General features: G+C 58.3%; 12 protein-coding genes. 7 read left to right on the top strand and 5 right to left on the bottom strand.

Annotated features, from left to right (window positions below; translation table 11 throughout):
* Positions 1-130: 130 nt before the first annotated feature.
* The 7 genes from AACY45_RS05475 to AACY45_RS05445 all read left to right on the top strand — a co-directional run bounded on the left by AACY45_RS05475 (position 131) and on the right by AACY45_RS05445 (position 12,762).
* Entirely contained in the window at positions 131-2,797 is a 2,667-nt protein-coding gene (locus AACY45_RS05475; protein WP_339544514.1) for a helix-turn-helix transcriptional regulator, read from the top strand.
* Positions 2,798-2,959: 162 nt separating this feature from the next.
* The gene (locus tag AACY45_RS05470; RefSeq protein ID WP_339544512.1) at positions 2,960-4,123 is read left to right on the top strand and encodes a thiolase C-terminal domain-containing protein; all 1,164 of its coding nucleotides are present in this window, start codon (positions 2,960-2,962) and stop codon (positions 4,121-4,123) included.
* Between the two features lie 68 nt (positions 4,124-4,191).
* A complete protein-coding gene (locus AACY45_RS05465; protein ID WP_339544511.1) occupies positions 4,192-6,021 on the top strand; it encodes a DUF1302 domain-containing protein in 1,830 nt (609 codons plus the stop codon).
* A gap of 33 nt (positions 6,022-6,054) precedes the next feature.
* A complete protein-coding gene (locus tag AACY45_RS05460) occupies positions 6,055-7,416 on the top strand; it encodes a DUF1329 domain-containing protein (RefSeq protein WP_339544510.1) in 1,362 nt (453 codons plus the stop codon).
* A 76-nt stretch (positions 7,417-7,492) separates the two neighbouring features.
* Complete coding sequence (locus AACY45_RS05455) at positions 7,493-8,557, top strand: WD40/YVTN/BNR-like repeat-containing protein (protein ID WP_339544509.1); 1,065 nt, start codon at positions 7,493-7,495, stop codon at positions 8,555-8,557.
* 38 nt (positions 8,558-8,595) lie between these two features.
* Positions 8,596-11,031 carry an efflux RND transporter permease subunit gene (locus AACY45_RS05450; RefSeq protein ID WP_339544508.1) on the top strand — a complete coding sequence of 812 codons (2,436 nt, stop codon included), beginning with the start codon at positions 8,596-8,598 and terminating at the stop codon, positions 11,029-11,031.
* 96 nt (positions 11,032-11,127) lie between these two features.
* Entirely contained in the window at positions 11,128-12,762 is a 1,635-nt protein-coding gene (locus tag AACY45_RS05445) for a 3-(methylthio)propionyl-CoA ligase (protein ID WP_339544507.1), read from the top strand.
* A 4-nt stretch (positions 12,763-12,766) separates the two neighbouring features.
* Here AACY45_RS05445 and AACY45_RS05440 read toward each other — a convergent pair whose 3' ends face one another.
* From AACY45_RS05440 to AACY45_RS05420, 5 genes are all read right to left on the bottom strand, one after another.
* Positions 12,767-14,035 (bottom strand): anaerobic sulfatase maturase, encoded by a 1,269-nt coding sequence (locus AACY45_RS05440; RefSeq protein WP_339544506.1) that lies wholly within the window; start codon positions 14,033-14,035, stop codon positions 12,767-12,769.
* Between the two features lie 59 nt (positions 14,036-14,094).
* Positions 14,095-16,458 carry an arylsulfatase gene (locus AACY45_RS05435; RefSeq protein ID WP_339544505.1) on the bottom strand — a complete coding sequence of 788 codons (2,364 nt, stop codon included), beginning with the start codon at positions 16,456-16,458 and terminating at the stop codon, positions 14,095-14,097.
* A 79-nt stretch (positions 16,459-16,537) separates the two neighbouring features.
* A complete protein-coding gene (locus AACY45_RS05430; protein WP_339544504.1) occupies positions 16,538-17,014 on the bottom strand; it encodes a 2,4'-dihydroxyacetophenone dioxygenase family protein in 477 nt (158 codons plus the stop codon).
* A 261-nt stretch (positions 17,015-17,275) separates the two neighbouring features.
* Complete coding sequence (locus AACY45_RS05425) at positions 17,276-18,664, bottom strand: DUF1254 domain-containing protein (protein ID WP_339544639.1); 1,389 nt, start codon at positions 18,662-18,664, stop codon at positions 17,276-17,278.
* Positions 18,665-18,774: 110 nt separating this feature from the next.
* Complete coding sequence (locus tag AACY45_RS05420) at positions 18,775-19,587, bottom strand: transporter (protein WP_339544503.1); 813 nt, start codon at positions 19,585-19,587, stop codon at positions 18,775-18,777.
* Between the last annotated feature and the right edge of the window lie 7 nt (positions 19,588-19,594).

Genomic DNA, 19,594 nt, shown 5'->3' with positions numbered 1-19,594 from the left:
TTGCGTTGGATTGCACCGGGGTTCAAGCCCTCGGGCTATTCCATGGTAGTGTTCGACCGTTTGGAACTGTATCCAGGGACCTTCAGACGCTCCTTGGGTAAGCGTCTCTCAACCACTCAGGTCTGAAACAATGGACTGCATAGAGCCCCAACTGATCCTCAAAACGACGCCGCCGCGTAGTCAGAAATCAGCACGGATACGAAGCCGCCTGGGTATTCATACCCAGGAACTGACAGACAAAGTGGTGATCGCCGTCCAAGCGCCGGCAGGCTTCGGCAAAACCTTTCTGCTGACCCAATGGCGCCGTGAATGTTTGTCTCACGGCGCCGTGGTGGCCTGGATGACGCTGGATGCACAGGATGATGGCGCGCGTTTTGTCCAGGGGCTGGGAGTTGCCATGGCCATTGGCAGCGGTCGGCCGTCGTTTGCCCGCGCATTCGAGCCTATTGCGGGACTGGGGCGTGACGAACAGGAAGGGCTGACGCAATGGTTGGCGGAAGTGGCTGATCTGGGTAGTGAAACCGTATTGATTCTGGATGAAGCGGATACCTTGCCCAAGCTGACGATCCGTTACTCCCTGACGTACCTGTTGCACAACGCGCCAGCCAATTTGCGCATCATCATGGCCTCTCGCACACGGTTGAATCTGCAAGTGACGGACCTCGCGGCAAGAGGGCTTTTCACGACGATCATGACTGCGGCTTTACGACTGAATGTGGAAGAGGCGATCGCCATCCTCAATGACCGTTTCGGCGCAAGGGTTGATGCCGACCTCTGCGTGCGGCTGCACGAGATAACCGAAGGCTGGCCGCTCGGCCTGCAATTAGCGATTTCGGCGTTGGAGAAGAGCTCGAATCGGAGTGCGGCAGTCGAAGAACTGTCGACTTGTCTGGGGGACATCCAGCGTTATTTCGTCGACAGTTTGCTCGCACATCTTCGGGAGGAGCAGGTTCGCTTTCTGACCGGCATTGCAGTGTTGGAAATGGTCCAGCCCTTGTTATGCGAGGCGCTGACGGGCAACGCTCGCTCGGGTGAATTGCTGAAGGAACTGTGTGCCTCGACACCGATTTTTGTTGAAAGTATCGACAGTGACTGGGTGCGCATCCATCCATTGGCGCGGGAATTTCTGCTTGGCCGCTTTGCCGACTTGTCGGTGGAGGAACGTCAGGGTTATCACCGGCGCGGCGCTGTGTGGCTGGAGCACCACGGTTTCCTGGAGCAGGCCGCCCGGCAATATCTGTTGGCCGGCATGCCCCAACCGGCCTATACGTTGATCGGCAATTGCCTGTACGAAGTCATGTTGCAAGGGCAGTTCAGTCGGGTGCTGGAGTGGGTCGAGGAGCTTGGTCCCGCTGACGTGTTGTCGCATCCGCGCATCTGCCTGGCGGCGGCCTGGACATTAGCCATGGGAGAGCGTCAGGCAGAAGCGGCGCAATTGATTGCGGCTATTGAACAGCATCCGTCCGCCGACGAGGCGACACGCTGTGAAGCGGCCGCCATCGCCGCCGCCGCTGCCTACTTTGCGGACCATCCGGATCAATCGCATGAACTCATCATGCCTTGGGTCGATCGATTGCCTTCATTCTCAATCAAGGTGCAAGCCATTGTCGCGAGCCAGATCGCCCGGCTGACGCTGTTGCAGGGACAACCGGAGAAAGCCCGGCGAATCCTTCAGCGAGCACCGCGTTACGCGGGTAGTCCTGGCCTTGATGCCATTCGCGGGTATGGCGAGTGGGTGGTCGGTCTTGCTTATTTATACGAGGGTCGAATGGTGTCGGCGCGTACGGCGTTGCACGACAGCCTGTTGCATGCCGAACGGGACATCGGTCGGCGCAGTCCGGTGGCGGTCATGTTAGCGAGCGCTCTGGCGACGGTGTTGCTGGAACAGGGGGAAGTCCAGGAGACCGCTACGGTGCTGGCGAACAGGCTGGATATCGTTGAGCGATTGGCCTCTCCCGATGCGATTGTGCAGGGTTTCCTCGCCGCCTCTCGACTGGCCTCACTCCAGGGGCAGGGGCATCGCGGGCAGGATCTGCTCGAGGCGTTATTCGCCCTTGGAGAAGAGCGAAATATCCCACGATTTTGCATTGCCTCCCTGGGAGAACAAATACGCCTGCATGCCTTGCAGGGACGCAGTGATACCTGTCAGGCATTATGGCGACGGCTGGACAGTTTCACGCCAGTTATTACCCGTGAGCGAGCAGGGTTGCTGGGTCCGGAGCTGGACTTGCTGGCCGGGGTAGCCAACGCTTATGCCTTACTGGCCCAACGTGATTGGGAGGCGATGCTGGCGGTGCTGGACAAGGTTAGTGAAACAGCCGAATACCTGCGTCGTGGGCGAGACATCGTGCAGATCAAGCTGCTCAGGGCACTGGCACTCAGGGCGACCGGACAGGGCGGTACTGACTATTTGCTGGAGGCTGTCAGCCTCGCGCAAGAAAACGGTATGTTGCGTGTGGTGCAGGACACCCATCCGGACCTGATCAAATGGGAGCGGACGCTCCAGGGTGAAACGGTCCCATTGCTTGCGACGACCTCTACGCCCGCACCTGTTGCGCGACCGGAATCCACCCCATTGAGCGTGTCCGCGAGTCGTCTCCTGACGCCCAAGGAACGCGAGGTGTTGCAGTTATTGGCTCGCAACCTGTCCAACAAGCAAATCGCCCTGGCGCTGAATGTCGGCGAGGAAACCGTGAAGTGGCACTTGAAAAACCTGTTTGGAAAATTCCAGGCCGGTACAAGACAGCATGTAGTCGCGCGCGCATACATGCTGGGAATTCTCGAGACAGCGAGCTGATGCGAACTCACCACCCGAGGTGATCCGTTCGGATCATCCTTTAACTCCCCCCCTAATCCGATTTCCAGCCACCCCCCCAGTCAATGGGGGGGTACGCTTTTCGACTTCGCAATAGTCTGAATCCACAAAAGCACCAACGTATCGGTGAGTGGGAGCAGGTTTATGTCTGTAAAAGTGCTGATCGCCGGTGCAGCAATGGTGCCGTTTCTACCGCTGGGTGGCTCTGACAGTCATGCGGCGTTGGCGGGGCAAGCCATCCGTGCGGCGCTGGCCGATGCGCGGATCGACTATGACCTGGTCGACCAGGTGTTTACTTCCTGCGTACACGCAGAAGCCGGTATCGCCGAGCAAATGTTGTCGCAGATTGGCTACTCGGGGGTGCCGACTTTCAGCCTCGGCGATGGCTGTGCGTCGGCCAGTAGTGCTTTCCATCTGGCCCGCAATAGCCTGCTGTGCGGCCAGGCTGAATGTGTCCTGTTGGTGGGTGTCGAGTGCATGCCGGCACACATCTCCAATCGTGAGTTTTTCGGTTTGAAAGATCACGCTCACGATGAGTCGGCAACGGTCAGGCTGGATGAAAACCCCATCGGCTTTATCGAGCGTCGACAACAACCGGCGCTGCTGTTCGCTGCCCAAACCCGCTGGTTATTGACACGCATGGGCATTGCTCAAAGCAGCTTCGATCAAGTGATTGAGCGGGCACGGGCCCAGGCTGGGCGCAATCCCTATGCCGTATTGAACCGCATGCCGGATCGCGACGACTGGCTCCCGCCTTATCTGTGCCCGCCCGCCTGCGGTGCGGCGGCCATCCTGCTCTGTACCCCGGCCTTCGCCCTGCGCTTCGGCGCTCGGGCGGACGTCACCGTGCTGGCCAGTGTCAGGGGCAGTGACAGCGCTTCAGAGCAGGAAGCGGGTTGCGTGCTGGATGTGCTCGGACAGGCGACTACCCGACGAGTCGCGCAGTTGGCCTATCAGCAGGCGGGCCTCGGTGCGGAAGACATCGATGTGGTTGAACTGCACGACCAAAGCGTCGGCGACTTCATGGTCAGTAGCGCCGCGCTGGGTTTTTGCCGGGAGGACGAGATCGATCGATTCGTGCAGCAAGGACACCGCTTGAAAGGACAGATGAATGCGGTGTGCCCATCGGGTGGCTTGCTGGGACGTGGTCACGCCCCGGGTGCCACCGGGTTGGCGCAACTGGTCGAGTTGGTCTGGCAACTGCGCGACATGGCTGACGGCAGGCAAATTGCCGGTGCCCGTACGGCTTTGCAACATAGCACTGCCCTGGGCCGGGCGGTGTCGGTCACCCTTTTGCAGCGCACTTGAGAGGAGGCTCATTACGCCGTGATTCAACCCATGACTTTTCGTAAACCATAGAGCAGGTGGCAAGCTAGATGAACAAAAATAATAAGATCTGCCATGCAAACCTTCGCAAAGGGTTGTTGGCCTCCGCCATTCTCACCGGCCTGGGCATCGCGCCCGTGGGGGCTGTGGAGATCAACACGGGGAATGAAGATTTTGCGGTTCGCTTCGACAACACGCTGAAGTTCAACTACGCCCAGCGCGTGGAAGCCCCCAACAGTAAGTTGGCCAATTCATGGAACAACAATGACGGGAATCGCAACTTCTCCTCCGGCAGTCCCGTTGCTCAGCGACTGGATGTGCTGTCCGAACTGGACGTGGTTTACAAAGAAAAAGCCGGTTTTCGTGTCAGCGCCAACACCTGGTACGACCATGCCTACGACGATATTGGCCGTGACAACGCCTCGACCAATCAGCTCAACAACGGTAAGCCGGACTCTCGTCATCAAAGCGGTTACGCCGATCGGTATTACAACGGCCCTTCTTCGGAAATCCTTGATGCCTTCGTCTTTGGCAGCACTGAAGTCGGCGATGAATCACTGCTCAGCGGCAAGCTCGGCAAGCACACCGTTTACTGGGGCGAAAGCATCCTCGCCTTTGCCCATGGCAACAGTTATGGCCAGTCCGGCCTGGATATTTCCAAGTCGCTGGCGGTCCCGGGAACAGAAGCCAAAGAACTGTTCATTCCGCGTAATCAGTTGTCTACCAGCTTAACGGTCAACCCGGAACTGACCCTCGCCGCGCAGTACTTCCTGGACTGGGACGCCGCGCGGTTGCCGGAGTCGGGCACTTATCTGGGGTTCAACGACGGCATTCAAAATGGCGGGCACAACCTGTCGTTGATCGGCGGCCAAAACCCGCTGTTCGGCGCACCTGGCCCACTGGGTGCCAACCGGTTTTTACGGCTGTCCAACGGGCATACGTTTACCCCGGACAACCAGGGTGACTTTGGCCTGATGGCCAAGTGGAGCCCGGAATGGCTGCAGGGTACGCTGGGTTTCTACTACCGCAAAACCTCCGACATTCTGCCCAACCTGGTGTTGCAGCCAACGGCGGTCGGCCCTGCGCAACTGATTTCCGGCAATGCCGGCAGCTACAACCAGTTCTATGTCGACGACATCGATATCTATGGCATCAGCCTGTCGAAAAGCATCGAAGGTGTCAGCGTCGGTCTCGACCTGAACTATCGCCACAACATGCCGCTGGCCAGCGTGCCGGCAACGGTCAGTCCGGCAGCCGGTGCTGCCGGTTTGCCTGGCTTCATCAGCAGCTTTGATGGTGATAACGGCGTGGCGCGAGGCAACACCGTGCACGCGGTGCTCAACGGCTTGACCACTTTCGGTGCGACACCGGTCTGGGACAGTTCGACCTTGCTGGTTGAACTCGCCTACAGCCGCTGGCTGGACGTCACCGAGAACAAGCAGCTGTTCAAAGGCGAAGACTGGTATCGCGGTGTCGACAAGGTCACCAGGGACAACTACGTCCTGGGCGTCAACTTCAACCCGACCTGGTATCAGGTGTTCCCCGGCATCGATATGTACCTGCCGGCCAACTACAGCGTCGGCCTTGCGGGCAACTCGTCGGTTCAGCTCGGGGGTAACAAGGATTCCGGCAGTTACTCGGTGGGCGTTGGCATGGACGTGCACAACCAGTACCGGTTTGACCTGAAGTACGTGGACAACTTTGGTCCGTTCGACACCTGCGGCTCAGCCGGTGGTGCAGGTGCACAGGGCGAGGGTGCCGCACCAGGGGCCAACGGCCAATACAACTGCGTACCGGGGCAGACCACTGCTTTCGGCGGTACTCAGCCTCAGCTCAAGGATCGGGGCATGGTCACTTTTACCTTCAAAACGACCATTTGATCGAAGTCTTTGCTTGATAGCAGGAGTCACTCCATGAAGTTCGTCAATACGCTTTTGTCCACTGCCTTGACCGTTGCCATCGCGGGTGCGGCACACGCAGCCGTGTCCCCTGATGAAGCAGCCAAACTCGGCAACAGCCTGACAGGCGTCGGCGCTGAAAAGGCCGGCAATGCCGACAACACCATTCCGTCCTACACCGGCGGTCTCACCACGGCGCCGGCCAGTTTTCAACCCGGTAGTTCGTTCCGTCCGGACCCTTACGAGGCCGACAAGCCACGCGTTGTCGTCGATGGCAAAAACGTCAGTCAATACATCGACAAACTGACCGCAACCACGCAAGAACTGCTCAAGCGTTACCCGACGTTCCGGGTCGATGTGTTTCCGACCCATCGCAGCGTTGCGCTCCCTCAACGGTTGCTGGACAACACCGCAAAAAATGCCGTCGGCACCCAGACACTCGAAGGCGGGGTAGCACTGGAAAACGCGTTGCCGGGCGTTCCGTTCCCGATCCCGAAAGATGGCTATGAGGCCATGTGGAACCACCTGCTGCGTTATCAGGGTTATGCCACCAATATCAAATATGACTCCTGGAACGTCGACAGTTCCGGCCGGGCGATACTGGCCACGACCGGTAATGGCTATCTGGAGTACCCGCTATACGATCCGAAGCGTACGGAACCGGCGAAAGAGACGGATCTGTTCTTCAAGACCAAACTCTACTACCAGGCCCCGGCCCGTCGCGCAGGCGAAGCCATCCTGGTGCAGGATGCCGTCAACCCTCTGAAAATGGAGCGTCGTGGCTGGCAATACCTGCCAGGTCAGCGCCGCGTGAAACTCGCACCGGATATCGCCTACGACACGCCAAACCCTGGCTCGGCCGGTGCTTCGACCTATGACGATGCCTGGGTATTCAACGGCGCAATGGACCGTTACGACTTCAAACTCGTCGGCAAAAAGGAAATGATCATTCCTTACAACACGTACAAGTTGAACTACCACAAGGTCGCTGCGGAGATCACCACGCCGCATCACGTCAATCCGGACCTGGTGCGCTGGGAGTTGCACCGCGTGTGGGTGGTTGAAGCCACGCTGAAACCGGGCAAACGCCACATCTACAGCAAGCGCACCTTCTACCTCGACGAAGACAGTTGGATCGCCCTGGCCTCGGATGAATATGACGCCAGCGGCAAGCTGTACCGCGGGTCCTTTGCACACCTGGCATACAGCTATGACGTGCAGGCGCCGAATTCCGATAACCACATGATTTATGACCTGGTCTCTGGCAGCTACAACATCACCGGCATCTACGGGCCGTACGGCGGCGTCAAGTACATCGACCCGCTTTCGAAAGCGCAATGGGCACCTGAGTCATTGGCCGGCACGGGTATTCGCTGAGCCATAACGCAGGTGTTTTCTTGTCGCCGACAGTGTGTATCGCACTGTTCGGCGGTTTTTTTGCCGAGTAGACCTCATGAATACATTTAGATGGATTGCGCTCACTGCGCTAATTTTGGCGTTGGCTACCCCATTCACCAGATCCGTCGTCGCCGCTGACGTTGTCGACGTGCTGTCGAGCCCCGCGATTCAGAGTGACAAGGCGATTGGCGGGGTGTTCACCGGGTTGACCCGTGCAGGTCAGCGCCTGGTCGCCGTGGGCCAACGCGGCCATATTTTTTATTCCGATGACAACGGCGTCCGCTGGCACCAGGCAGACGTGCCGGTGAGTTCCGATCTGGTGGCCGTGCATTTTCCGAGCCCGACGCAGGGGTGGGCGGTCGGGCACGACGGCATTGTGTTGCACAGCGACAACAGGGGTGAAACCTGGAAGCGTCAGCTCGATGGCCGTCAGGTGGGGCAGATCATGCTCGAACATTTTCAGAGGCAAGAAGGGCAACAGCCCAATGATGCGTTATTGGCCGAGGCTCAACGAATGGTCGATGAAGGGGCTGACAAACCTTTTCTGGACGTTTGGTTCGCCAATGATAAAACCGGCTATATCGTCGGCGCGTTCAATCTGATTTTCCGCACTGAAGACGGCGGGCGGAGCTGGGTTCCGTTGATGGATCGCACCGACAATCCGGGAGCACTGAATTTCTACGGGATACGAGCAATCGGCGATGACCTGTTCATTGTCGGCGAGCAAGGCCTGGTATTGAAACTGGACTTGGCAACGCAACGCTTCATCAACCTCCCGACGCCCTACAGCGGCAGCTATTTCGGCATCACCGGCAAGCCGGGCTCGGTGCTCGTTTATGGCCTGCGGGGCAATGTTTATCGCAGCGTCGATCACGGCGTGAACTGGGACAAGGTTGAACTGGGGCTGGCCTCAAGCATCACCGCGAGCACGATCACCGCCGACGGCCGAATCATCCTGGTCAGCCAGGCCGGGCATGTGCTTGTCAGCACCGACGACGGCGCCAGTTTCACGCTAAAGCCACAAGACCGCCTGGGGCCCGCCGCTGCGGCGCAGGTCATCGCATCAGACGTCGTGGTGGTCGCGGGCGCACGGGGCTTGCGCCAGTTGCCCTTCGAATGAGCCCACATCCCACATAATAAAAAGAGACGAGCCACTTCATGGGTAACTACAACCTCGATACGATGCCGGTGATCCGAGAGCTGAAGGGCTTCGATGCACGCTCCGGCAATGTCCTTGAACGCCTGATTTTCAACAACCGCCTGCTGGTGGTGCTGACCTGCCTGATCGTGACGGTAGTGCTGAGCTATTTCGCGGCCACTGGGCTAACGCTCAATGCCAGCTTCGAAAAGATGATTCCGCAGAGTCAGCCGTACATCAAAAACTACCTTGAGAATCGCCAGTCGTTACGCGGGCTGGGCAATACGGTTCGGGTGGTGGTGGAAAACACCGACGGCGACATCTACGACCCGAAATACCTGGAGGTGCTCAAGCAGGTCAATGACACCTTGTTCCTGACCCCGGGCGTGGACCGGGCCTGGATAAAGTCATTGTGGACGCCTGCCGTGCGCTGGACCGAGGTCACGGAGGAGGGCTTCCGTGGTGGCCCGGTCATGCCGGACTCCTACGACGGCTCGGCCAGTGGGGTCGAGCAACTGCGCTTGAACATCGCCCGTTCCGGCATCATCGGCAGTCTTGTCGGCAATAATTTCAAATCGAGCATGATTGTGGTGCCGCTGCTGGAGAAGGATCCGGTCACGGGCGCCGCAATCGACTATCACCATTTTTCGCGGATGCTTGAAGAGCAGCTACGCAACAAGTTTGAGTTTGCCGGCAGTAGCGCGGTACACCTCGCCGGTGAAGAGGGCAAAGGCCCGATCAAGATCCGCGTGATCGGTTTTGCCAAACTGGTGGGCGATCTGATCGACGGCCTGATGCTGATCATGATGTACTTCGGCGCCGCAGCGCTGATTGCCACCGCCATCATCTTTGCCTTTACCCGTTGCGTGCGCAGCACCGCGCTGGTGATTCTGTGCTCGGTGGTTGCGGTGGTCTGGCAACTGGGCCTGATCACCTTGTTCGGTTATGTACTCGACCCGTTTTCGATTCTGGTGCCGTTTCTGGTGTTCGCCATCGGCGTGTCCCACGGTGCGCAGAAAATGAACGGGATCATGCAGGACGTCGGACGCGGCACCCATCAGTTGATCGCCGCGCGTTACACCTTCCGTCGTCTGTTCCTGGCCGGACTGACCGCATTGCTGGCCGATGCCGTGGGTTTTGCGGTGCTGATGCTAATCGACATTCCGGTGATCCAGGACCTGGCCGTCACCGCCAGCATTGGCGTGGCGGTGCTGATCTTCACCAACCTGGTGCTGCTGCCAGTGCTGCTGTCTTATTGGGGTGTCAGTCCCAAGGCGGCGGCGCGCAGCTTGCGTCAGGAAAGTCAGGAACTGAAAGGGAAAGGGCTGGGCAATGTGTGGAGCCTGCTTGACCGCTTTACCGAGCGTCGTTGGGCAACAGTGGCGGTGGTGGTGGCCGGGTTGCTGGCGGTAGGTGGCTTCATGGTCAGCACGCAGTTGAAGATTGGTGATCTCGATCCGGGCGCACCCGAACTGCGCGCCGACTCACGTTACAACCGCGACAACGCCTACATCACTGCCAATTATTCGCTGTCCAGCGACCAGTTTGCGGTCATGGTCAAAACCGCCAGCGAAGGTTGCCTGAAGTACGAAACCCTGGTGGAAGCCGATCGTCTCGGCTGGCTGCTGCAACAGCAACCGGGTGTGCAGACTACCGTGTCGCTGGTCAACGCTGTGCGCCAGATTACGGCGGGTTCCTATGAAGGCAACCCGAAAATGCTGACCGTCGCGCGCAACCAGAACGTGTTGAACTACGGCGCGCAACAGGCCTCGGTGAACAACCCGGAACTGTTCGACAGTGATTGTTCGATGATGCCGGTGATCGCTTATCTCTCCGACCACAAGGCCGAAACCCTCGATCACGTGGTGAAAGTGGCCGATCAGTTCGCCCGTGAACACAGTAACGACGATCGGCAGTTCATGCTCGCCGCCGGTAGCGCCGGGATCGAAGCGGCGACCAATATCGTCGTGCGCGACGCCAATCGCACCATGTTGTTCTACGTGTATGGCGCGGTGATCGTGCTGTGCTTCATCACCTTCCGCAGCTGGCGGGCGGTGGTGGTGGCAGTCGTGCCGTTGATGCTGACGTCGATTCTCTGCGAGGCGTTGATGGTCTGGCTGGGCATGGGCGTGAAGGTCGCGACCTTGCCGGTGATTGCCTTGGGTGTCGGCATCGGTGTCGATTACGCGCTGTACCTGCTCAGTGTTCAGTTGGCTCAGCAGCGTGCCGGTCTGTCGTTGACCGAAGCCTACAAAAACTCCGTTGCGTTCACCGGCAAAGTGGTGGCGCTGGTTGGCATCACCCTGGCGGCGGGCGTCATCACCTGGGCCTGGTCGCCGATCAAGTTCCAGGCCGACATGGGCATCCTGCTGACCTTCATGTTCATCTGGAACATGGTCGGCGCCTTGGTGCTGATCCCGGCGCTGTCGTATTTCCTGCTCCGTCGTGCTCCTTGAAGCGGCTGCTTGCATGCTTTATCCGCTCGGCTACCAGTGAGTCTCCGCCGCTTCTGAAACATCGACATCAAACAAGAATAAAAGGAACACAAAACCATGTTGGGCTTGATGCAAGATCAACCGCTGTTGATTTCTTCCGTTCTGGAACATGCGCTGAAGGCGCATCCGCACACCGAAATTGCCTCACGCATGGCAGATGGAGCGGTGCATCACTGCACTTACGCCGACATCGGCGAACGCGCTAAACAAGTGGCCAATGCGCTGGTTGCGTTGGGTGTACAACCCGGCGAGCGAATCGGCACCCTGGCCTGGAACGGTTACCGGCATATGGAATTGTATTTCGGTGTGTCGGGCATGGGCGCGGTACTGCATACGATCAACCCGCGGCTGTTCGCCGAGCAGATCGAATTCATCGCCAACCACGCCGAGGATCAGTACCTGCTTTTCGACCTGTCGTTCGCTGAGTTGGTCGAGCAGATCGCGCCGCGCCTGAAGACAGTCAAAGCGTTCATCGCTCTGTGTGAGCGGGAGCAAATGCCGGCAATCGATGTGCCTGGCTTGATGTGCTACGAAGACCTGATCGCCGGGCACAGCAACGACTTCATCTGGCCTGAGTTCGATGAGCGCACGGCGTCGTCCATGTGCTACACCTCGGGCACCACTGGCAATCCCAAGGGTGTGCTGTATTCGCACCGTTCTTCGATCCTGCATTCGCTGGCGCTGTGTACCTCGGATGGCTTCGGTCTATCGGCGGCGGATTCAGCGTTGTTGGTTGTGCCGATGTTCCACGTCAATGCCTGGGGAATGCCGTATGCCGCCGCAATGTGTGGCGCAAAATTGGTGTTGCCGGGCGCCGCACTTGACGGTGAGAGCCTCTACACGCTGATGCGAGATGAGCAGGTGACCCTGGCGCTGGGTGTGCCGACGGTGTGGATGATGCTGCAACAGCATGTTGAGGCGCAGGCTTTGCAACCGGCGACAGAGCTGTGCCTGAACCGGGTGGTGATCGGCGGAGCCGCCGCGCCGCGCAGCCAGGTCGATACGTTTGAAACCCGTTTCAATGCGCGTGTTTTGCATGCCTGGGGGATGACCGAGATGTCCCCGCTGGGCACCATCTGCAATCCGTTGCCCAAACACCGTGATGCTCCGCTGGAAGCCGTGCTTGACCTGCAGGCCAAACAAGGGCGGGCGTTGTTTGGGGTGTCGATGAAGATTGTCGACGAGCAAGGCGCTGAACTACCGCGAGATGGCAAGGCAAGCGGTCTTCTACTGGTCAAGGGACCATGGATCGCCAGCCAGTATTACGGCGGCGAGGGAGGGCAGATTCTTGATAGCGAGGGCTGGCTCGATACCGGTGACATCGCAACGATCGACACTGACGGCTACATGCAGATCACCGACCGCGCCAAGGACGTTATCAAGTCGGGTGGCGAGTGGATTTCCTCGATTGATCTGGAAAACGCTGCCGTCAGTCACCCGGCCGTCGCCGAAGCGGCGGTGATCGGCATCCCTCATCCCAAATGGCAGGAACGGCCGTTGTTGGTGGTGGTGCTCAAACCTGGTAGAACCGCGAGCAAAGACGATCTGCTGACGGTGTTGCAAAGCCGCGTGGCGAAATGGTGGCTGCCGGACGATGTGGCCTTCGTCGAAGCGCTGCCGCATACCGCCACCGGCAAACTGCAAAAGATGAAGCTTCGCGAACAGTTTCGCGACTTCAGATTTCAGAGCTGAAAGGCTATTTATCCAGGGGCACGATCAGCGGGCCGGCGAAGGCCTGCATGATCAACGCCACGGGTTGGTTGTGGCTGACCAGTTGGGCCATGGCGTTCATGTAGGGCGTCAGGTGACGAAAGTATTTCTTGTAGCTCGGACACAGATAGTTCAGACCCGGCTCGCCGTTGGGCGCGTTCATGAAGCGGTTTTTCGGGCATTCGCCATGGCAGGCGAAGCGGTAATCGCACTGCTGGCAATACGTCGGCAGTGTCTCTTCCTTGGCGGCGCCAAAGGCTTGTTGCGCAGCAGAGGCGAGTAGCACGGCAGGATCATCGGTCTTCAGGTTACCCAGCAGATACTCGGGATACATGTAGTGATCGCAGGAGTAGACATTGCCGTCGTGTTCCACGATCGCCGCTTTGCCGCAGCGGGGGCTGAACAGGCACACCGAGGCCGGCAGCTGGCACCATGAGGCCAGTGCCCATTCGAAGTTCATGACATGAACCTCCCCGACATCCTGGCGCACCCACTCGTCGAAAATCGTAATGAGAAAATCGCCATAGGCCTCGGGGGCGACCGTTTGCTCCGTCACCATCGCGGGCTCCGGCACCACGTGCAAGCGCAATTCCGGCGGGATAGCGAAATGCAGACCCAGGCTGACCTGTGAGGCGCTGGGCTCGCGTTCCACCACGGGGTTGAACTGAATATGACGAACGCCTTCAGACTTGAGGAATCGATAGATTTCCAAGGGAAATCTGGCGACATCGTGCGCCACGGTAACCAACACATTGAAGTCGACGCCATGCTGCTTGAGCAGTTCCAGACCGTGCATCACGTCATCGAAACTGGAGTGCCCGCGCTTGTCGGGGCGATAGAGGTCGTGAACGAATCGCGGGCCATCGAGGCTGATCCCCACCATGAAGCGTTCACGGGCGAGGAACGCGCACCAGTCGTCATCGAGTAACGTGCCATTGGTCTGCAGCGTGTTGCGAATGACTTTGTTCCCTGCGAACTGGCGTTGATACAGGACCGCGCGTTGAAAAAAATCCAACCCCAGCAACGTCGGTTCGCCGCCTTGCCAGGTAAATTCGACCTCAGGCGTGGGCTGGGCCTCGATGTAGCGCTGCACATACAGACGCAGCACCTCGTCGGTCATGCTGAAGCGTTCCCTGGGCGGGTAAAGCTGTTCTTTTTCGAGATAGAAACAGTAACTGCAATCGAGGTTGCAGATCGGCCCGACGGGTTTGGCCATGAGATGCAAGCCCTGGGGCGGGGTTTCGTGGGTAGGCATGGGGGGCAGGGTCCGGGAGTCATCAGTCTGCCGCCCGGTTTTCCGGGCGGCATTGAGGGTCAAGGCAAATACGTCACGTGTACATCCTTGACCTTGCCATTGAATGCAAAGGGCGCACGTTCGAAATAGTCCAGGGTGACGGGGGAACCGAGGTCTTGAGCGACGTCGAAGGTTTCGCTGGCGGTGAACGTCAGTGCCGGCGTGAACGGTGTCACCCCTTTGGCGGCTTCCTGCCCGTCAAGTCGCAAGCTCAGATTGGCCGGCGCTCCGGGCTTGGCTGACGACAGGGTCGTCAGCACTTCGATACTGACTTTGCCTGCGGGTACTCGTTCGGCCGAACGCAGTTTGACTCGAGAGATAGCCAGCGCGTTGTACTCGTAGTTCAGGAAACCGTCATCCATGTACAGGCTGACCCCGCCACCGATACCGCCCAACGCATACAACACGCCGGTGGCGTTAGCTGGAACCTCGGCGTCGACGACAACTTTGCTGTTCTGATTGCGCAGGTTGGGGGCCGCAAATTCCGGAAAGCGCTGGATGCGATCACTGAAATGCCATTCGCGTTGGCTGCTGGAGATTCGTGCAGTCGGATCGAGGAAGGGGTAGAGACCGGCACCAATCGGATAGACATGGTTAGCCTTGGCCTGCACGTCAAACTCGGCCTTCAGCTCCGCAAGTTTTTCCGGATTGCTCGCGGCTACGTCGTTGGCCTGGGAGTAGTCGTCTTGCAGGTTGTAGAGCGACCATTGATCGTTCACCGGATTCCAGCCCATGAACTGCGCGAAGCCTTGCACCCAGGGTTTGCGCGGGCCAAAAACCGAGGCCATCCAACCATCCTTGTAGACGCCGCGACTGCCGAAGACTTCGAAGTATTGCGCCGGTTTTTTCGACTTCACCTGAGCGTCGTTGAAGGTGTAGCGCAGGCTGACGCCATCCATTGGGTCCTGAGCGATACCGTTGACCTCTTTGGGTGGCGTGATCGACAGCACGTCATAGACCGTCGGGACAATGTCGTTGACATGGTGGAATTGTCCGCGAACGCTGGCGTCGGCTTTGATCTGTTTCGGCCAGGAAACAGCCAGCGGTGTGCGCGTACCACCGAAGTAGCCAGCGACCAGTTTAGTGCCGACGAATGGCCCTGAACCTGCCCAGGCCCACGCGGCGTTGTACATGCTTTCAAGTTTAGGGCCGCCGAGCGCGGACAAGCCGCCATACATCTCGTCGAGGACTTTCAGCTGCTGCTCTTTGGGAACTGGAATCCCATTTTGGGCCAGCAACTCATTAATCGTGCCCTCCATCCCTTCGGAAGAAGCGCCGTTGTCGCTGAAGACATAAAAGATCAGCGTGTTGTCGCGCTTACCTTCACGCTCCAGTTCGTCGAGGATCTTGCCGGCCTGCGTGTCGGCATGTTCCAGGAAGCCGGCATACACCTCCATCAACCGCGCCTGATACTGTTTCTGTTCGGAAGACAAGCTGTCCCAGGCTGGGAGTTCCGCCGGGCGTGGGGTGAGGACGGCGTCCCGGGGGATAAAGCCCAGCGCTTTCTGGCGAACGAACGTCTGTTCACGATAGGCGTCCCAGCCACCGTCGAACTTGCCTTTGTATTTATCGGCCCATTGCGCATTCACTTGGTGCGGGCCATGCACGGCACCCGGTGTCCAATACATGAAAAATGGTTTTGCCGGCGCGTAGGTCTGATGGTCTTGCAACCAGTTTACGGCCTGATTGGCGAGGTCTTCGCTGAGGTGATATTTCGGATCTCGCGCCGGTTCGATTGGCGTTGTGTCGCGGTACAGACGCGGTTCGTACTGAGAGGTTTCGCCGGCCAGGAAACCGTAAAAATGTTCAAAACCGTAGGCCGTCGGCCACGTATCGAAAGGACCGGCCACCGTGGTGTTCAGGGGGGGCGTGTTATGCCATTTGCCGAACGCGGCGGTGCTGTAGCCATATTGCTTGAGCACCTCGGCCATGGTCGCCGAGCTTTTGGGGATCTTGCCGGTGTAGCCTTCCCAATCGGTGGCCAGCTCTGCGATGACGCCGTTGCCAACCCGGTGATGGTTGCGTCCGGTGAGCAATGCGGCGCGAGTAGCGGAGCTGATGGCCGCGGTATGAAAAGCGTTGTAGCGCACACCACTGTCGGCGACTCGACTCAGGGTCGGCGTATGGACTGCGCCGCCGACGGTGTCGGACTGCGCGAAGCCGGCGTCATCGAGCATGATCACCAGAATATTGGGGGCCTCGGCAGGAAGCCGGGATTGCTGCTGACGTTTCTGGTGCTTGGATTCTTGCAGCGTCGGTTTGGCGTCACTGGCCGAAGGCGTCGGCGGGAAGGGCAGCGAGTCTTGTGCGGATGCGACCGAGCTGGCCAACAGTGCGCAGAGTTTCAGGGTGAAACGTCCGGCGGGTTGCAGCTTCTGGGACATGGGTGTCTCCGTTTTTTATTCATTGCAACGGCGCAGCCGCCCGGTCGAACACCGGACGGCCGAGAGATTGGAAGGCTGGTCAGACCGCAAAGCTGGTGATGTCTTTGGGCTCGATATCATTGGCTTTGCAGAACGCCAGGTAACGATCCACGCTGGATTTCCAGTTCTCGATGGCCACGACGTTGTTGTTATCGTCGTAATACAGCAGGTCGCCCTGGGTGATATTCAAGGTGATCAGTTCATCGCCATATTCACTCAGCACGATCGGCGTATGGCTGGAACCTGCGGTTTCGAACACCACGCCGCCCGGTTTTGAGATCCAGTCGTGCTCCAGGTATTTCCAGCCACCCTTGATGGTGTAAACGATGACCGTGCCGGAGTGATGGTGCTTGGGCAGAGAAGACCCGGCCGGGGCCTTGAGCAGGGTGATGGTTTCCCCGCGAACCGGGTCGCATTTGATGTATTTGATGAAGATTTCATCGCTGTAAGGTGCGAACGGAACCCACGGCAGGTCCTCGTCGTTGATGGAGGAGGTGTCGATGTTTTCATAAAACATGCTTGTTGTTCTCTGTTGGACGGTGGAAGGATATACACGGTGCGTCAAGCGCATCGTGAACACGCCGTGCTCACACCGCCCCCCTCTTGAGGAGGGGGATCCATCCAATGGCGTTGAATCGCGGCATGCGCAGTGCCGTGCAAATAACGCCAAAACAACAATATCTACGGTTTGCGGCCACCGTCGGCCTTTGGGTATCACTGCGCACGTCAGGGCCTGTGCGAAACCCTGACGCCCACTACAACTGATCGTCAGGTGAACTCAATTGATTTTAACGATCGCGGGCGGACTCCACGTGCCTTTGCCAGGCGGCAGGACGGAAGGGTTTTGCGTCTTCGGCCAATACAGGCGCATCACCATGTAGATCAGATCATTCGGTGCGGGCAGCCAGTTGCTTTCCTTGTCCGCGCCGGGCGAGTCCTTCTGGATGTAGAGCGTCAACGAGCCGTCTGCGTTCTTCTTCATGTCGGGTAGCATCGGCGAGTTGATGAGGTAGCGATTGATCGGGTTTTTAATCAGCAATTGCGACTTGCCGTCGTACATCGTCACCGACCAGAAAGCATTGACCGGCGGAAGCTGTCCAGCGGGAAAGGTGATGGTGTAGTTGTGTTTGCTGCCGTCAAGCGGCGTACCATCGGACAGGATCTTGGCCATCGGATACGTGGCCTCTTCGGCGTCGTTGGCATAGATGCCTGCTTGTGCGATGGCGGCGCGCTTTAGCCAATCACCCTTGTAGAACGCGGCATTACCGCCGGAACTCACGATGTTCCAGCCATTGACCTGCGTGCCGAGATGATTGACCGCGTCCTGGACCTTCGCATGCCCAGCCTGCATGCCCTCGACCACTGCGGCTTTTTGCTCGGCGGACAGATCCTGGAAGTTGAAGTCCTTGCCGGCGCCAATGCCCAGGCGGGCCAGCTTCGCGCGGATCGCCGTTTCTTCCGGTGTAGCAGGGGCAAGCTGCATTACAAGACCCAGATATTTGAAGAAGTCGGTCTTCATCAAGTCTTTGTCGATCTTCGGCAAGTCGAGCGCCGGCGCGGCAGGCGGCGCAGGCTGCTTGAGATAAGCCGATAGCGGCCGGGCCGCATAACCGGACTGGATCTTCTCGACGTTTGGCATGTCCGCCGGGTTGTAGAGCTGAGTGCGAAAGATCACGAAGGGCAGTTGTGTGCTGGAACGAAAAACCTTCTTGATGCCTGTCGGGGTCACGCCCTTCCAGTCTGGGCCGACCAGCATGTAATCGCCGGCTGCGTTGCCGGTGGTACGGCTGCCGATGTAACCGAAGTTGTTGGTGCTGTTATCGATGAGCTGCACCGAGTAGTACCGCGGTTTCTCTACCGCCGGTACCGAGAGCACGATCGGCTCGCTACGCAGGTCCATGAACATTAAGGAATACGGGGTGTCGCTGTTCGGCGAGACGATGGCCGTGTCCTTGTAGGTAAAAACATTGTGCATGCTGTGAATGTGGTTGAACGGTGCCTTGTACTGGCCGGAGCTCTTGTCCACGGCATAGTCGTACATGATCGCGTAGTTCATCACGATGGGCAGACCGTAGATATAGCCTTCTTCGGCGATGGCTTTCGTTTCGGCAGGAGTGATGTCCGCTGTTTGGGCGTGCGTAAATCCAATGGACGCGAGCAATACCATCGCACAGCCAAATGTTCTCCGGAGTGTGGTTATCATGAACTTGAAACTCCATTTTTCGTATTGGATGAGTGAATCGGACAGTCAACTGCCGGTCCGCTGATACTCTAGTTTCACTTAGGAAAAAGTAGGGTGTACGCCACTCGAAAGCCCCAGCCGTGTGCACCCTCTTCAGGACTGTCCGCCCAATATCGCGGTCCCATCTGAAGGCTCATGGGCTGCTTGCCGACTTTGAACAATTGCGTCACGAACAAGTTGATCGGCACATTCCACTCCCTGGCTTCCCAGTCGTAAGTGGATTCGGTATTAATTCCATAACTGGTGTACGACGTTGTCGTATAAACCAGGAAGGGTTGTAGATACGTCTGGTTGACCTTCTCCTTGTCATCGGCCGGGTCGTTGTCCAGTGACCAGATATGGTTCGCCAGAATACCGGTCGTCCAACCGTTGGCTTGCTTCAATGCCACCGCTGTCGGTCCAATTCCCCATTGTTCGCTACTCAGAAGCTCATCACTGCCGGTCGGTAACAACAACGCGGGGCCTGCGCCCCAGATCCAGCCGTCCTCGGTGGGCTTTTTGGGCGAGAAAAAGAAGCTTTGAGAGGTGTCGCCCACTCCGCTTTTATCGGCGATACCCCTCGGAGCCAACCCGTGCTGATCAATGATCGGGAGGATCGTGCGAGAAATCAGATTCCAATCTTCATTAAGTGTGAAGGGTAATACCGGCTGGATATTGGTTACGCTCTGGATTCCATTACCGGAGGGACCCATTTTCTGATTCCAGTTGTATTGAATGGGCAAGCTGTACAGTGCCGCGACTGGATTTAATGACTGCTTAGCCAGTTCCGCCTGATCGTCAGCCTGGCTGGAAACGGAAATACCTAAACACAAAGGTGATAGCAAGAGTCGTTCAACGTACTTGTTCATGTCGAGT

This window comes from Pseudomonas sp. RA_35y_Pfl2_P32 (assembly GCF_963970735.1).
Classification (GTDB): Bacteria; Pseudomonadota; Gammaproteobacteria; order Pseudomonadales; family Pseudomonadaceae; genus Aquipseudomonas.
The sequence above is the reverse complement of the archived record's forward strand: the minus strand, read 5'-3'. Positions and strand labels throughout refer to the sequence as shown.

Coding starts and splice junctions, on each gene's coding strand:
- AACY45_RS05465 (WP_339544511.1), top strand. CDS start 4,192: ATGAACAAAAATAATAAGATCTGCCATGCAAACCTTCGCAAAGGGTTG.
- AACY45_RS05450 (WP_339544508.1), top strand. CDS start 8,596: ATGGGTAACTACAACCTCGATACGATGCCGGTGATCCGAGAGCTGAAG.
- AACY45_RS05455 (WP_339544509.1), top strand. CDS start 7,493: ATGAATACATTTAGATGGATTGCGCTCACTGCGCTAATTTTGGCGTTG.
- AACY45_RS05420 (WP_339544503.1), bottom strand. CDS start 19,587: ATGAACAAGTACGTTGAACGACTCTTGCTATCACCTTTGTGTTTAGGT.
- AACY45_RS05475 (WP_339544514.1), top strand. CDS start 131: ATGGACTGCATAGAGCCCCAACTGATCCTCAAAACGACGCCGCCGCGT.
- AACY45_RS05430 (WP_339544504.1), bottom strand. CDS start 17,014: ATGTTTTATGAAAACATCGACACCTCCTCCATCAACGACGAGGACCTG.
- AACY45_RS05435 (WP_339544505.1), bottom strand. CDS start 16,458: ATGTCCCAGAAGCTGCAACCCGCCGGACGTTTCACCCTGAAACTCTGC.
- AACY45_RS05445 (WP_339544507.1), top strand. CDS start 11,128: ATGTTGGGCTTGATGCAAGATCAACCGCTGTTGATTTCTTCCGTTCTG.
- AACY45_RS05460 (WP_339544510.1), top strand. CDS start 6,055: ATGAAGTTCGTCAATACGCTTTTGTCCACTGCCTTGACCGTTGCCATC.
- AACY45_RS05440 (WP_339544506.1), bottom strand. CDS start 14,035: ATGCCTACCCACGAAACCCCGCCCCAGGGCTTGCATCTCATGGCCAAA.
- AACY45_RS05470 (WP_339544512.1), top strand. CDS start 2,960: ATGTCTGTAAAAGTGCTGATCGCCGGTGCAGCAATGGTGCCGTTTCTA.
- AACY45_RS05425 (WP_339544639.1), bottom strand. CDS start 18,664: ATGGTATTGCTCGCGTCCATTGGATTTACGCACGCCCAAACAGCGGAC.